This window comes from Cupriavidus sp. UGS-1 (assembly GCF_021213615.1).
Taxonomy (GTDB): Bacteria; Pseudomonadota; Gammaproteobacteria; order Burkholderiales; family Burkholderiaceae; genus Cupriavidus.
Window position 1 is genome coordinate 1 of sequence record NZ_JAJQJF010000021.1, and the last position, 13,652, is coordinate 13,652.

10 protein-coding genes and 1 rRNA gene are annotated in these 13,652 nt (G+C 68.0%); 9 read left to right on the forward strand and 2 right to left on the reverse strand.

Annotation, left to right across the window (positions count from 1 at the left end):
• The first annotated feature begins 3 nt into the window (after nucleotides 1–3).
• Nucleotides 4–117: ribosomal RNA gene (rrf, locus tag LRR16_RS21295) — 5S ribosomal RNA — on the forward strand.
• A gap of 273 nt (nucleotides 118–390) precedes the next feature.
• Nucleotides 391–1,356 carry a DUF3047 domain-containing protein gene (locus LRR16_RS21300; RefSeq protein WP_232207050.1) on the forward strand — a complete coding sequence of 322 codons (966 nt, stop codon included), beginning with the start codon at nucleotides 391–393 and terminating at the stop codon, nucleotides 1,354–1,356.
• A gap of 88 nt (nucleotides 1,357–1,444) precedes the next feature.
• On the opposite strand, the gene LRR16_RS21305 is transcribed toward LRR16_RS21300, so the two are convergent.
• The gene (locus LRR16_RS21305) at nucleotides 1,445–2,494 is read right to left on the reverse strand and encodes a DUF2891 domain-containing protein (protein WP_232207051.1); all 1,050 of its coding nucleotides are present in this window, start codon (nucleotides 2,492–2,494) and stop codon (nucleotides 1,445–1,447) included.
• Nucleotides 2,495–2,514: 20 nt separating this feature from the next.
• On the reverse strand, nucleotides 2,515–3,708 hold the full coding sequence (locus LRR16_RS21310) for a M20 aminoacylase family protein (RefSeq protein ID WP_232207052.1): 1,194 nt from the start codon (nucleotides 3,706–3,708) through the stop codon (nucleotides 2,515–2,517).
• A 461-nt stretch (nucleotides 3,709–4,169) separates the two neighbouring features.
• Between LRR16_RS21310 and LRR16_RS21315 the strand changes: the two genes are divergently transcribed.
• The 7 genes from LRR16_RS21315 (at nucleotide 4,170) to LRR16_RS21345 (ending at nucleotide 13,580) form a co-directional block, all read left to right on the forward strand.
• Nucleotides 4,170–5,759, forward strand: a complete 1,590-nt coding sequence (locus tag LRR16_RS21315; RefSeq protein ID WP_232207053.1) for an ABC transporter substrate-binding protein — start codon at nucleotides 4,170–4,172, stop codon at nucleotides 5,757–5,759.
• Nucleotides 5,760–6,059: 300 nt separating this feature from the next.
• Nucleotides 6,060–7,037: an ABC transporter permease gene (locus tag LRR16_RS21320; protein WP_023264134.1), complete on the forward strand. Its 978-nt coding sequence runs from the start codon at nucleotides 6,060–6,062 to the stop codon at nucleotides 7,035–7,037.
• A gap of 4 nt (nucleotides 7,038–7,041) precedes the next feature.
• Nucleotides 7,042–8,031 (forward strand): ABC transporter permease, encoded by a 990-nt coding sequence (locus LRR16_RS21325; RefSeq protein WP_023264133.1) that lies wholly within the window; start codon nucleotides 7,042–7,044, stop codon nucleotides 8,029–8,031.
• A 28-nt stretch (nucleotides 8,032–8,059) separates the two neighbouring features.
• Complete coding sequence (locus tag LRR16_RS21330; RefSeq protein ID WP_064577267.1) at nucleotides 8,060–9,061, forward strand: ABC transporter ATP-binding protein; 1,002 nt, start codon at nucleotides 8,060–8,062, stop codon at nucleotides 9,059–9,061.
• A gap of 5 nt (nucleotides 9,062–9,066) precedes the next feature.
• A complete protein-coding gene (locus tag LRR16_RS21335; RefSeq protein ID WP_064577272.1) occupies nucleotides 9,067–10,122 on the forward strand; it encodes an ABC transporter ATP-binding protein in 1,056 nt (351 codons plus the stop codon).
• Between the two features lie 162 nt (nucleotides 10,123–10,284).
• Nucleotides 10,285–12,384, forward strand: a complete 2,100-nt coding sequence (locus LRR16_RS21340) for a molybdopterin-dependent oxidoreductase (protein ID WP_232207054.1) — start codon at nucleotides 10,285–10,287, stop codon at nucleotides 12,382–12,384.
• Complete coding sequence (locus LRR16_RS21345; RefSeq protein ID WP_232207055.1) at nucleotides 12,384–13,580, forward strand: aminopeptidase; 1,197 nt, start codon at nucleotides 12,384–12,386, stop codon at nucleotides 13,578–13,580. Before LRR16_RS21340 ends, LRR16_RS21345 begins: the two co-directional genes overlap by 1 nt.
• The last annotated feature ends 72 nt before the right edge of the window (nucleotides 13,581–13,652 follow it).

Here is a 13,652-nt window from a genome sequence, read left to right on the forward strand (position 1 = left end):
ATGCCTGGTGACCATAGCAAGTCGGAACCACCCCTTCCCATCCCGAACAGGACCGTGAAACGACTTCGCGCCGATGATAGTGCGGACTACCCGTGTGAAAGTAGGTCATCGCCAGGCTCTCCATTCAGAAACGCCCCAGATCTCACCAGGTCTGGGGCGTTTTGCTTTGCGGCAGGCCGAAATAGAACGACATTGTGTGCCCCAGCCCGCAGACGGAATACAACAGATTGGCCGCCAAGGTGAAGTCACCGGTTCCGCACCCGATCGGGCTCTGCTATGGTGTCGCTCGGCGTTGGCACCCGCCCTGTTTCAGGGCATGGCAGGCCGGCGTCGTGCAATCACAGCCGCGGCCGATCCAGCGCCCGGCGATCGGAAGTTCGGGAGAGAGGGATGGCCGCAAACAGGCCCGGAATCATCGGCATGGACCTGCGCAGGCCCGCGGTTGCAGCCGCACTTTGTGTGCTGACCGCCGCATTGGCGGCATGTTCGACCTCTTCATCACCACCGATCGACTCAGCGGCCCGCGCGCCGTCGGCGAAGCCATCGATCAAGATCGCCGCGACCGACTGCCGCGGCTTTCATAAGCGGCTCGCCGCTTCTTCCACCGCCAGAATGCTGCGCACGCAAGCATCGGCCGGCACGGGCGCTGCGGGGGTGTTTCACAAAGTTGCCGACGGAAGCGAGCAAGAAGGCGGCGAGCCGACGCCGTTGCCGCATCTTCCATTATTTTCCGCGTCCGATCCCGAGCAATCGCTGCCGGCCGGCTGGCGCAGTTGGACCGTCAACCGCAGCAAGACGCCGACGCAATATGCGCTGGCCGAAGTCGACCAGCGTGTCGTGCTGCATGCCCGCGCCGAGGGCTCGGCGTCGGGGCTCTATGTCCCGCTGACGCCGCGCGATCCCGGCAAGCTGCGTTGGGCCTGGAAGACCCGCGACGTCATCGCCGACGGCGACAACGCCGCCGGGCCACGCGAAGACGCGCCGCTGCGGGTGTTCGTGGCGTTCGATGGCGACAAGAGGACGCTGTCGCTGAAGGACCATCTGATGGACGAGATGGCACGGCTGATGACAGGCCGCGAGATGCCTTACGCGACGTTGATGTACATCTGGGGTTCGAAACGCGCGGAAGGGACCGTCATTCCGAATCCCCATACCGAGCGGGTTCGCATGATCGTGGCCGACTCGGGCACGCGTCACGCGAGGCAATGGCGCTGCCATGAGCGAGATCTGCGGGCCGACTATCGCGCCGCCTTCGGCAAGGAGCCGGGCCGCCTGCTCGCGGTCGGCATCATGACGGACACCGATAACACCAAGAGCCAGGCTGAAGCCTGGTATGGCGACATCGCGCTGGATTAGCGGCGGGCAGACCGATACGACGGTCCATCGCCGAAAATCAATCGCCGAAAATTCGATCGGCGAGGACCAACCGGCGAAGAACAGGCGCTCACGCCGCGAGCACGGGATCGGTCAAGGCCAGCGCCGCGAACGAAGCCAGCCAGTGCGTACCGACATAGTCCCCACTGACCGCCTGCGCCAGCGACGCGTCCAGATGATCGGCCCACGCGGCCGCCGCTTTCGTCCGCAACGGTTCCGGCAGCGACGGCCCCAGCAGGCGCCAGCACCAGGCGCGCGACAGGTTCAGTCCGTCGAGGTGCACCAGCTTCGGATCGGTGCGATCGGCGACCACCACCGGCGTCAGCCAGGTCGCCAGATCGCTGGGCGCCGGCGCAAACATCTCCCACCATTCGGCGAACGCGCAGTCGTCCAGCGCCCTGCGCATCAGCACCGCCTCCATCAGGCCGCCTGACAGGAACTCGTCGCCGCCCGGCTCATAGCGGGCCGGGTAGCGCTGGTCGTGGCCGAACCAGCGATGCGCGCGCCGCGCGATGGCCCGGCGCAGCGCCGGATGGCCCTCGGTGCGCGCATAACCGTCCGCCAACACCAGCGCGAAGGCGCTGTTGGCGTGCGTGCCGGTGCGGATCGGGAAGTCGGCGATATCGAGATAGTCGGTCAGCCGGCCGGCCAGATCGGTCGCCAGCGGCTCGCAGGCCTTCGCCCAGCGCTGGACCTGCTCGTCGGCCCCGGGAAATTCGCGCAACTCCGCCTGCAGCCGCAGGATCCAGGCCCACCCATAGGGACGTTCGAAGGTCGCGCACCCCGGCCGCTGGAAATAGGCAAGTTCGGCCGCGACCGCCTGCGCCTGCCACTGGATATCGAGCGTCGAGCGGATCGCGCCGGCCTCGGGAAGATCGGGCCGCTGCGCCAGCAGCCGGACCAGCAGCCAGTGCATATGCACGCTGGAGTGCCAGTCATAGCTGCCGAAATAGACCGGATGCAGCGTGCGTGGCTCGGCCAGGTCGCCGGCGCCCATCATCATGTGGTCGACGCGGTAGGGATAGGGCCGCAGGATGTTCTCGAGCGCGACCTGGGCGAAGGCGCTGGCGGTCGCGATATCGAGTGCCGGCAGCGCGGCCCGCCCGGCCGTGCCAGTCACGCCGGCAATGTCCTCGCCGCTCACGCCGGCGCCAGCCACTTCTCGACCAGCTTGACGAAGAACGTCGAGCCGACTGGAAGGATCTCGTCGTTGAAGTCGTAGCTGGGGTTGTGCAGCATGCAGGGCCCGATGCCGTGGCCCGCCTCGCGGTGCCCGCCCTCGCCGTTGCCGATGAACAGATAGCAGCCGGGCCGCTCGAGCAGCATGAAGGAAAAGTCCTCGGCGCCCATCGTCGGTTCGACGTTGGCCTCGACGTTGTCGACGCCGACCAGCTCCCGTGCGACCTCGACCGCGAAGGCCGCTTCGGCGGCGCTGTTGACGGTCGGTGGATAGTTGCGGTCGAAGTTGAATTCGATGGTGCAGTCGAAGGCCGTGGCGACGGCGCGCGCCACCTCTTCCATGCGCCGTTCGATCAGGTCGAGCACCGGCAGCGTGAAGGTGCGCACGGTGCCGCCGATCCATGCCTCGTTGGGCACGATATTGGTGGCGTCGCCGGCGTGGAACTGCGTGACCGAGATCACCGCCGCGTCGATCGGCCGCTTGTTGCGGGTGATGATGCCCTGCAGCGCCCCCACGATCTGGGCCGCGGTGAAGACCGGGTCGTTGCCGTTATGCGGCATCGCGGCATGCGCGCCCTTGCCGCGCACGACGATGCGGAACTCGTTGCTCGATGCCATCAGCGGGCCGGGGCAGGTGCCGAACGAACCGGCCGGCATGCCGGGCCAGTTGTGCATGCCGAACACCGCGTCGCACGGGAAGCGCTCGAACAGGCCGTCGCGAATCATCTCGCGCGCACCGCCGCCGCCTTCCTCGGCCGGCTGGAAGATCAGATGGACGGTGCCGTCGAAATTGCGGTGCCGCGCGAGGTAGCGGGCGGCGCCGAGCAGCATCGCGGTATGGCCATCGTGTCCGCACGCGTGCATCTTGCCCTCGTATTGCGAGCGGTGGCCGAAGGTGTTCGCCTCCTGCAGCGGCAGCGCGTCCATGTCGGCGCGCAGTCCGATGCTGCGCGCGCTGCTGCCGTTGCGGATCACGCCGACCAGGCCGGTCTTGCCCAGGCCCCGATGGACCTCGATGCCCCAGTCGGTCAGCGTGCGCGCAACCACGTCGGCGGTGCGCTGCTCCTCGAATCGCAATTCCGGATGAGCGTGAATATCGCGGCGGATCGAACGGATCTCGTCTTGCGCCTGGAGGATTTCGGGGATCAGGGTCATGGCCGTGGCAGCAGCGGTAAGCGGTGATAAACGAGAAGGTAATGACCCGGGGAGAAACACCGGGTCGGCAATACGGAATGGGGAAACCGCAGGGGGTGAAACAACCGGATCATACGACGCCCCGCCGGAATGCGCCAAAACCGGCGCCGAAACCGAGGGTCAACACCAGCGGCCACCATGAAGGGCCAAGGCGCGAGGTTTCCCCCCAGGAGATTTCCCCTATATGCCGCCCAATATACCGCGCGATTTGCCGTCGGCATTCGCCACCGTTGCGCCCGGAGGTGGGTTTCCCCGCATTGCCGCCGGTGCTTCTCTACTGGAACAGTTAATGCTTGCCGTACCGCGTCCGCGAGCCGGGCCCCGCGAGTATCACGACGCCTGCACCAATTTGCGGCGTCGCAGCTTGCGACGGTCACAGGCCGCTCGTTATAGTTGCCCCCACTTTTCGGGAGAATCGCTCGATGCCGCTACGCCACCACCAGAAGGCACTTGCAACCGCCCTGCTCGCCGCAGCCATCAGCTTCGGTGCCGGCGGTCAGGCACTGGCAGCCGATTTCAAGCTGGCCATGAGCTCGCCGCCCACCTCGATGGACCCGCACTTCTACAACCTGTTCTCGAACATCAACGTGTCGGAGCACATCTTCGACAGCCTGATCAAGATGGACGCGGACAGCCGCATCATTCCGGGCCTGGCCGAGTCGTGGAAGCTGGTCAACGAGACCACCTGGGAGTTCAAGATCCGCAAGGGCGTCAAGTTCCATGACGGCTCGCCGCTGACCGCCGAGGACATCCTGTGGTCGCTCGATCGACCCGCGACGATCCAGAACAGCCCGGGCAAGTTCGACGTCTATACCAAGGCCATCGTCGCCAAGAAGGTCATCGATCCGAACACGATCCAGCTGATCACCGCGCAGCCCTATCCGCTGGTGCTGAACGACCTGACCTCGATCTTCATCGTGCAGAAGAAGGCCACGCAGGGCCTGAACTCCGACGACTTCGCCCAAGGCAAGGGCATGATCGGCACCGGTCCGTTCAAGTTCGTCAGCTATGCGCGCGACGACCGGGTCGAACTGACGCGCAACCCCGACTACTGGGGCCCGAAGCCGGCGTGGGACAAGGTGACGCTGCGCTTCATTCCGAACCCCGCCACGCGTCTTGCCGCCCTGCTGTCCGGCGACGTGCAGGCGATCGAGAACGTGCCGACGCCGGATCTTCCGCAGGTGCGCAAGAACCCGAAGCTGTCGTTCTTCTCGAAGATCTCGCACCGCGTGATCTACCTGTATTTCGATGCCAAGCGCGACAAGTCGCCGTACGTCACCAGCAAGGACGGCCAGCCGATGGACAAGAACCCGCTGAAGGATGCGCGCGTGCGCAACGCCATCAGCATGGCCATCAATCGCCAGGGCATCAAGGACCGGCTGATGGAGGGGCTGTCCGAGCCGACCAACAACCTGGTGCCGGCGACGCTGTTCGGCCATAACCCGAACCTGAAGACCGTCAAGTACGACCCCGAGGGCGCCAAGAAGCTGCTGGCCGACGCCGGCTATCCGAACGGCTTCGGCGTGACGCTGCATACGCCGAACAACCGCTACGTCAACGACGAGAAGATCGCGCAGACCATCGCGCAGAACCTGACGCGGATCGGCATTGCCACGCGCGTCGAAGGCATGCCGATGGCGACGTACTCGTCCAAGGGCATCAAGCACGAGTGGTCGTTCGGCCTGCTGGGCTGGGGCGCGCAGACCGGCGAGGTCAGCTCGCCGCTGCGCGCGCTGCTGGCGTGCGAGGATGCCAAGAAGGGCTTTGGCACCACGAACTGGGGCGAGTACTGCAATCCGAAGATGGACGCGGTACTGGAGAAGGCGCTGTCGACGGTCGACGACGGCGAGCGCTCGAAGCTGCTGCAGGAGGCGACCGCGATCGCGATCAACGATGGCGGCATCATCCCGATCCATCAACAGGTGACCACCTGGGCCACGCAGAAGGGCATCACCTACGTGCCGCGGACCGACGAACGGACCTACGCGCACAACTTCAAGCCGCAGCAATAACGCGGCAGGGCCGGCGCCAGGCTGTCGACTTGACAGCCGTGCAGTGCGCGGTGCCCAATGGCGCCGCGCGCTCGACCGGACCGCCGGGCCCAAGCGGACCGCCGCGTGCGGCCGGGGCCCCGCGGGCCGTGGGCCCTCGGACCCGGCCACGCGCCGATCGCCACCCAAACAGCCGCCCGGCGACGATCGGGCGGCGCTAGCCGTCAGCCGGTGCCGCGTCCCGCCGCATGCCTTCGCGCGACTTCTCGCGCGAGCCATGACGGAGGGCGGTGCCGGCGGCGAAGGAAAAGCGTCCCGACTATGCTGGTCTTTATCATCCGGCGCCTGATGCAGAGCGTGGTCGTGCTCTTCGTCATGTCGCTGCTGGTCTTTCTCGGTGTGTTCGCCATCGGCAATCCGGTGGACATCCTGATCAATCCGCAGGCCGATCAGGAGGACATCAAGCGCACCATCGCCGCGCTCGGCCTCGACAAGCCGCTGTGGGAGCAGTACTGGATCTTCCTGACCAATGCGCTGCAGGGCAATCTGGGCATCTCGTTCGCGCACGGCACGCCGGCGCTGAAGCTGATCTTCGAGCGGATGCCGGCGACCATGGAGCTGGCGGTCTGCGCGATCCTGCTGGCGATCGTGCTCGGCATTCCGCTCGGGCTGTGGGCCGGCCTGCGGCCCAACGGCATCGCCGGCAAGTCGATCATGACGGTGTCGATCCTCGGCTTTTCGCTGCCGACCTTCTGGGTCGGCCTGATGCTGATCATGGTGTTCGCGGTGCAGCTGGGCTGGCTGCCATCGAACGGGCGCGGGCAGACCGTCCCGGTGCTCGGCATCCCGGTCAGCTTCCTGACCGTCGACGGCATTCGCCATCTGGTGCTGCCCGCCGTCACGCTGTCGCTGCTCAACATCGCGATGGTGATCCGGCTGACGCGCGCCGGCACGCAGGAGGCGATGCTGCAGGACTACGTCAAGTTCGCGCGGGCCAAGGGGCTGTCGAACACGCGGATCGTCGGCGTGCACGTGCTGAAGAACATCCTGATTCCGATCGTCACCGTGATCGCGCTGCAGTTCGGCTCGATCATCGCGTTCGCCATCGTCACCGAGACGATCTTCGCCTGGCCCGGCATGGGCAAGCTGATCATCGATTCGATCCAGCTGCTGGACCGGCCGGTGATCGTCGCCTACCTGATGGTGATCGTGACGCTGTTCATCCTGATCAACCTGGCGGTCGACATCCTCTACAGCGTGCTCGACCCGCGCGTGCGCATCGCCGACAACAAGGGCTGATCCCATGACCATTGCTACGCAACCGGGCACGCCGGATGGGCTGCCGGTTCCCCCCTCCGATATTCCCGCCGGCCCCCCGGGCACCCCGACCGGCACGCCGACGCCGTCAGCGGCGGCCGTCGATACGCCGTGGCGCCGCTTCGCCCGGCAGTTCTTCTCCAGCAAGATCGCCGTGGCGGGCCTGGCGGTGCTGATCGCGATCGTGCTGGTCGCGATCTTCGCGCCGTGGCTGGCGCCGCAGGACCCCTACGACCTGGCCACGCTGGACGTGCTGGACGCGCGCCTGGCGCCGGGCGAGGTGGCGGGCAACGGCATGACGTTCCTGCTCGGCTCGGACGAGCAGGGCCGCGACATCCTGTCGGCCGTGATGTACGGCCTGCGCATCAGCATCGGCGTCGGCGTGGTCAGCACGGTGATCGCGCTGGTGCTGGGCGCCACGCTCGGGCTGATCGCGGGCTTCGTCGGCGGACGCGTCGAGGCGCTGATCATGCGCGTCGCCGATCTGCAGCTGTCGTTCCCGCCGATCCTGCTGGCGCTGATCCTGCTGGCCTTCCTGCGGCCGGGCATCGGCAACATTGTGATCGCGCTGGTGGCGGTGCAGTGGGCCTACTACGCGCGCACCACGCGCAGCGCGGCGCTGGTCGAGCGGCGCAAGGAATATATCGAGGCGGCCACCTGCCTGGGGCTGCCGGCGCGGCGCATCATGTTCCGCCACCTGCTGCCGAACTGCCTGCCACCGCTGATCGTGATCGCCGCGCTGCAGGTGGCGTCCGCGATCACGCTGGAGGCAACGCTGTCCTTCCTGGGACTGGGCGTGCCGATCACCGAGCCGTCGCTCGGATCGCTGATCTCGAACGGACAGCAATACATGCTGTCCGGCAAGTACTGGATCAGCTTCTTTCCCGGCATCGCGCTGGTGGTGACCATCGTCGCGATGAACCTGGTCGCCGACCAGCTGCGCGACGTGCTGAATCCGCGCCTGCAGACGCTTTGACAGACGACGCCAACAAGGGAATGACCGCATGAGCAGCAAACCAACCCTGCTGGTCGAGGATCTGGAAACGCATTTCTTCACGCGCGGCGGCGTCGCGCGCGCGGTCGATCGCGTCTCCTTCTCGATCGGCCGCGGCGAGATCATGGGCCTGGTCGGCGAGTCCGGCTCGGGCAAGTCGATGACTGGCTATTCGATCATGGGACTGATCGACCCGCCGGGGCAGGTGGTCGGCGGACGCATCGAGCTGACCAGCCGCGACGGCGTCACGCGCGACCTGCGCAGGCTGACGCCGGCGCAGATGCGCAACGTGCGCGGCAACCGCATCGCGATGATCTTCCAGGATCCGATGATGACGCTGAACCCGGTGCTGCGCATCGACACGCAGATGATCGAGGCGGTGCTGGCGCACGAGAAGGTCGACAAGGCGGTGGCGCGCGAGCGCGCGCGCAATGCGCTGGCGCGGGTCGGCATTCCGTCGCCGGACGAGCGGCTGCAGGCCTATCCGCACCAGTTCTCCGGCGGCATGCGCCAGCGCGTCGCGATCGCGATCGCGCTGCTGAACAAGCCGGACCTGATCATCGCCGACGAGCCGACCACCGCGCTGGACGTGACGATCCAGGGCCAGATCCTCTACGAGATGCAGAAGCTGTGCCGCGAGTCCGGCACCGCGCTGATCTGGATCACGCACGACCTGTCGGTGATCGCGGGGCTGGCCGACAGCGTCTGCGTGATGTACGCCGGCAGGATCGTCGAGGCTGGCGACGTGCGCCAGGTGCTCGAGCGTCCCGAACATCCCTATACGCACGGACTGATCGGCTCGGCGCCGTCGCGCAATCCGCGCGGCGCGCCGCTGCGGCAGATCCCCGGCATGACGCCGTCGCTGCTGAACCTGCCCGGCGGCTGCGCGTTCCGCGAGCGCTGCCCGCGCGCCACCGAGATCTGCCGCACCGAGCCGCCGCTGAGCAGCGCGCCCGACGGACGGCGCCTGCGCTGCTTCCACCCGGTGCTCGAAACCCAGGAGGCCGCATGACCGATATGTCCGTGATCGACGCGCCCGCCGACGCGGCAGCGAAGCCGGCCTCGGCGTCGGCAGCCGGCACGCCGCTGCTCGAGCTCCGCGGGGTCTCCAAGCGCTTCGTCAAGTCGCTCGACGCCGCCGCACGCATCGCCAATCTGTTCGGCGCGCATGCGAAGGAAGAAGTGGTGCACGCGGTCGACCATGTCGACCTGGCCATCCGCGCCGGCGAGGTCGTCGGCCTGGTCGGCGAATCCGGCTGCGGCAAGTCGACGCTGGGCCGGATGGCCGTCGGCCTGCATACGCTGACCGAAGGCACGCGGCTGTGGAAGGGCGAGGACCTGGAGCAGCTGCCGGCGGAGAAAAAGCGCGAGAAGCAGCTGGCGATCCAGATGATCTTCCAGGATCCGTACGCCTCGCTGAACCCCCGGCTGCGCGTGCTCGATATCGTCGGCGAGGCGCCGGTGGTGCACGGCATCGTGCCGGCCTCGGGCCAGAAGGCCTATGTCGAGGAGATGCTGACGCGGGTCGGCATGGACCCGACCGTGCTGCGGCGCTTTCCGCATCAATTCTCGGGCGGCCAACGGGCGCGCATCGGCATTGCGCGCGCGCTGGCGGTCAGGCCGGAGTTCCTGGTCTGCGACGAATCGGTGGCGGCGCTGGACGTGTCGATCCAGGCGCAGGTGCTGAACCTGTTCATGCGGCTGCGCCAGGAGCTGAACCTCACCTACCTGTTCATCAGCCACGACCTCGGCGTAGTCAAGCACATCAGCGACCGCGTGGTGATCATGTACCTGGGCCGCGTGGTCGAATCCGCGCCGACCGAGCAGGTGTTCGCCGCGCCGAATCATCCGTACACGCAGGCGCTGCTGGCCGAGGCGCCCAAGCTGGAGGTCGGCAAGAAGACCTATGTGGCGATCCAGGGCGAGATCCCGTCGCCGCTGCATCCGCCGTCGGGCTGCCACTTCCATCCGCGCTGCCCGCATGCGATGCCGCGCTGCCGGGAGGAGGCGCCCGCGCTGAAGGAGATCGCGCCGGGACGGATGTCGGCCTGTCATCTGAACGACCAGCGTTGAGCGCCTGACGCGGACGACGGGACCACTGGCCGGAGGAGGCGAGCAGGGGACGCAGGGAGGCGGCGGCGCCTGCGCCGGCCGCCCCTGGATGGAATCCGATCGAATCCGACGGAATCCGATCGAATACAATCGGCCACAAAGACCATCGCCCCCGGAGAACCCATGTCCACCCGCATCGTCCGCGCCGCCTGCCCGCACGATTGTCCCGACAGCTGCGCGCTGCTCGTCACCGTCGAGGACGGCCGCGCCGTCAAGGTGGCCGGCGATCCCGACCATCCGGGCACGCAGGGCGTGCTGTGCACCAAGGTGTCGCGTTATACCGAGCGCACCTATCATCCCGACCGCCTGCTGACCCCGATGAAGCGGATCGGCCCGAAGGGAAGCGGACAGTTCGCGCCGATCGGCTGGGACGAGGCGCTCGACATCGTCGCGCAGCGGCTCGGCGCAATCGCCGCGCGCGATCCGCAGGCCATCGTGCCCTACAGCTACGCCGGCACGATGGGGCTGGTGCAGGGCGAAAGCATGGCCGCGCGCTTCTTCCACAAGCTCGGCGCCTCGCTGCTCGATCGCACCATCTGCGCCAGCGCCGGCGCCACCGCGCTGCGCTACACCTACGGCGCCAGCGTCGGCATGGACATCGAGCATGTCGAGGACGCGAAGCTGATCGTGATCTGGGGCGGCAATCCGATCGCCTCGAACCTGCACTTCTGGACCCGCGTGCAGCAGGCCAAGCGCCGCGGCGCGACGCTGGTGGCGATCGACCCGTACCGCTCGCTGACGGCCGAGAAGTGCCATCGCCATCTCGCGCCGATGCCGGGCACCGACGGCGCGCTGGCGCTGGCGATCATGCACGTGCTGATCCGCGACGACCTGCTCGACCACGACTACATCGCCCGGCACACGGTCGGCTTCGACGCGCTGCGCGACCGCGCGGCGCAGTATTCCCCGGCGCGCGCCGCGCAGATCTGCGGCATCGATGCGCAGGACATCGAATGGCTGGCCGGCCTGTACGGCACGCTGGCCGTGCGCGAGCGGCAGCCGGTCGCGATCCGCCTGAACTATGGCATGCAGCGCGCCCACGGCGGCGGCCAGGCGGTGCGCGCGGTGGCCTGCCTGCCGTCGCTGGTGGGCGCATGGCGCCACGCCGCCGGCGGGCTGCAGTTGTCGACGTCGGGCTTCTTCCCGATCGACAACGCGGCGCTGCAGCGCCCGGACCTGCTGCCGAGCTGGCCGAAGCTGCCGCGCACGATCAATATGTCGACGATCGGCGATGCGCTGCTGGGCGAGGGGCTGCCGGCCGGCACACCGCCGGTCGAGGCGATCGTCGTCTACAACAGCAATCCGGTCGCGGTCGCGCCGCAATCGAGCAAGGTGGCGGCGGGCTTTGCCCGCGAGGACCTGTTCACCGTGGTGCTCGAGCACTTCCGCACCGATACCGCCGACTATGCCGACATCCTGCTGCCGGCCACCACGCAGCTTGAGCACGTCGACGTGCACAAGGCCTACGGCCACACCTACTTCCTCGCCAACAACCAGGCGATCGCACCGCTGGGCGAGGCGCTGCCCAATACCGAGATCTTCCGCCGGCTGGCACGGCGCATGGGCTTTACCGAGCCGTGCTTCGCCGACAGCGACGAGGACATCGCCGCGCAGGCGATCGCGCGCAACGATCCACGCGCGGCCGGCATCGACTGGCCGACGCTGAAGGAAAGCGGCTGGCAGAAGCTGAAGCTGCCGGCGGCGCCGTTTGCCGAGGGCGGCTTTCCCAGCTCCACCGGCAAGTGCCAGTTCTACGCCGCCGAGATGGTCAAGGACGGCCTCGATCCGCTGCCGGGCTACGTGCCGCCGTACGAGGCGCCCGCCAGCGCGCCGGAGCTGGCGGCGCGCTATCCGCTGGCGATGATCTCGCCGCCGGCGCGCAACTTCCTGAACAGCACCTTCGTCAACGTCGACAGCCTGCGCGCGACCGAGGGCGAGCCGCATCTGGACATCCATCCGGACGACGCCGCCGCGCGCGGCATCGTCGACGGCATGATGGTGCGCGCCTTCAACGACCGCGGCAGCATGCAGGCGCGTGCCCGCGTCACCGACCGCGCGCGCCAGGGGCTGGTGGTCGGGCTGTCGATCTGGTGGAAGAAGCTGGCGCCGGACGGCAAGAACGCCAACGAGCTGACCAGCCAGCGCCTGACCGACATGGGCCGCGCGCCGGTCTTCTACGACTGCCTGGTGCAGGTGGAGGCCGCCGCGCAGGCGGTGACGTGATGGCACGGCGGCCGGCTCGCGTCCGCGTGGCGGCCGCGCTGGCCGCCCTTGCCGCCCCAGCGCTCGGCGCGCTGCTGGCCGGCTGCGAGGCCGTCGGCTACTACGCGCAGTCGATCAGCGGCCATCTGGGCGTGATGGCCCAGGCCACGCCGCTGTCCGACGCGATCGCCTACGCCAACGGCAGCAACGACAAGCGGCTGGCCGACCGGCTCGCGCTGGCCGGACGCATGCGCGACTTTGCCTCGCGCGAACTGGCGCTGCCGGACAACGGCAGCTACCGGCACTACGCCAACCTGCATCGTCCCTATGTGGTGTGGAGCGTCTTTGCGACGCCCGAGCTGTCGATGGAGCTGCACAAGTGGTGCTTCCTGGTGGTCGGCTGCATCAACTACCGCGGCTACTACGCGATCGAGGACGCGCACCGCTATGCCGCGGGGCTGCGCAGCCAGGGGCTGGAGACCTATGTGGCGGGCGTTCCCGCCTATTCGACGCTGGGCTATTTCGACGATCCGCTGCTGAACACCTTCGTCTATCTGCCCGAGGGGGAACTCGCGCGGATGATCTTCCACGAGCTCGCGCATCAGGTGGTCTACGTGCGCAACGACACCACCTTCAACGAGTCGTTTGCCTCGGCGGTGGAGATCGCCGGCGTCGAACGCTGGCTGGCGCGCGAGGCCTCGGCCGACGCGCGCGCCAGCTATCGCCAGTACGATGCGCGCCGCCGGCAGTTCCGCGCGATGCTGCTGCAGGCGCGCGCCGAACTGGACGCGCTGTACCGCAGCCCCATCGACGACGACGCCAAACGGGCCGGCAAGGCGGCGATCTTCGCCGCGCTGCGCCAGCGCTATGCGGCGCTGAAGGAATCGTGGGGCGGCTACAGCGGCTACGACCGCTGGTTCTCGCAGCCGCTGACCAACGCCCATCTGGCCGCGGTCGCCACCTATCAGCAATGGGTGCCGGCGTTCCTCGCGCTGCTGGAGCAATGCGGCGGCGACTGGAAGGCCTTCTATGCCGAGGCCGAACGCATCGGCAAGCTCAAGCCCGAGCAGCGCAAGGCGCGGCTGCGTGCGCTGGCGCCGAATGAGCCGGCGATCGGCGCGGCGACGGTGAACGCCGACGCCGGCGGCGGCGGCGACGCGGCGGGCCATGCCTCGGCCGGCCCGGGTACCGCCCCCGGGCAGTCCGGCGGGTCCTAGGGTATTCCCGCGCCGGCGTGCACACCGACGGCGCGATCGGGCGCCATTACACTGGCAGCGGTCCAGAGGACT

What these genes read in the sequence shown, in the direction of transcription:
- LRR16_RS21300 (WP_232207050.1), top strand. Translation starts at nt 391, where the DNA reads ATGGCCGCAAACAGGCCCGGAATCATCGGCATGGACCTGCGCAGGCCC.
- LRR16_RS21310 (WP_232207052.1), bottom strand. Translation starts at nt 3,708, where the DNA reads ATGACCCTGATCCCCGAAATCCTCCAGGCGCAAGACGAGATCCGTTCG.
- LRR16_RS21315 (WP_232207053.1), top strand. Translation starts at nt 4,170, where the DNA reads ATGCCGCTACGCCACCACCAGAAGGCACTTGCAACCGCCCTGCTCGCC.
- LRR16_RS21320 (WP_023264134.1), top strand. Translation starts at nt 6,060, where the DNA reads ATGCTGGTCTTTATCATCCGGCGCCTGATGCAGAGCGTGGTCGTGCTC.
- LRR16_RS21325 (WP_023264133.1), top strand. Translation starts at nt 7,042, where the DNA reads ATGACCATTGCTACGCAACCGGGCACGCCGGATGGGCTGCCGGTTCCC.
- LRR16_RS21330 (WP_064577267.1), top strand. Translation starts at nt 8,060, where the DNA reads ATGAGCAGCAAACCAACCCTGCTGGTCGAGGATCTGGAAACGCATTTC.
- LRR16_RS21335 (WP_064577272.1), top strand. Translation starts at nt 9,067, where the DNA reads ATGTCCGTGATCGACGCGCCCGCCGACGCGGCAGCGAAGCCGGCCTCG.
- LRR16_RS21340 (WP_232207054.1), top strand. Translation starts at nt 10,285, where the DNA reads ATGTCCACCCGCATCGTCCGCGCCGCCTGCCCGCACGATTGTCCCGAC.
- LRR16_RS21345 (WP_232207055.1), top strand. Translation starts at nt 12,384, where the DNA reads ATGGCACGGCGGCCGGCTCGCGTCCGCGTGGCGGCCGCGCTGGCCGCC.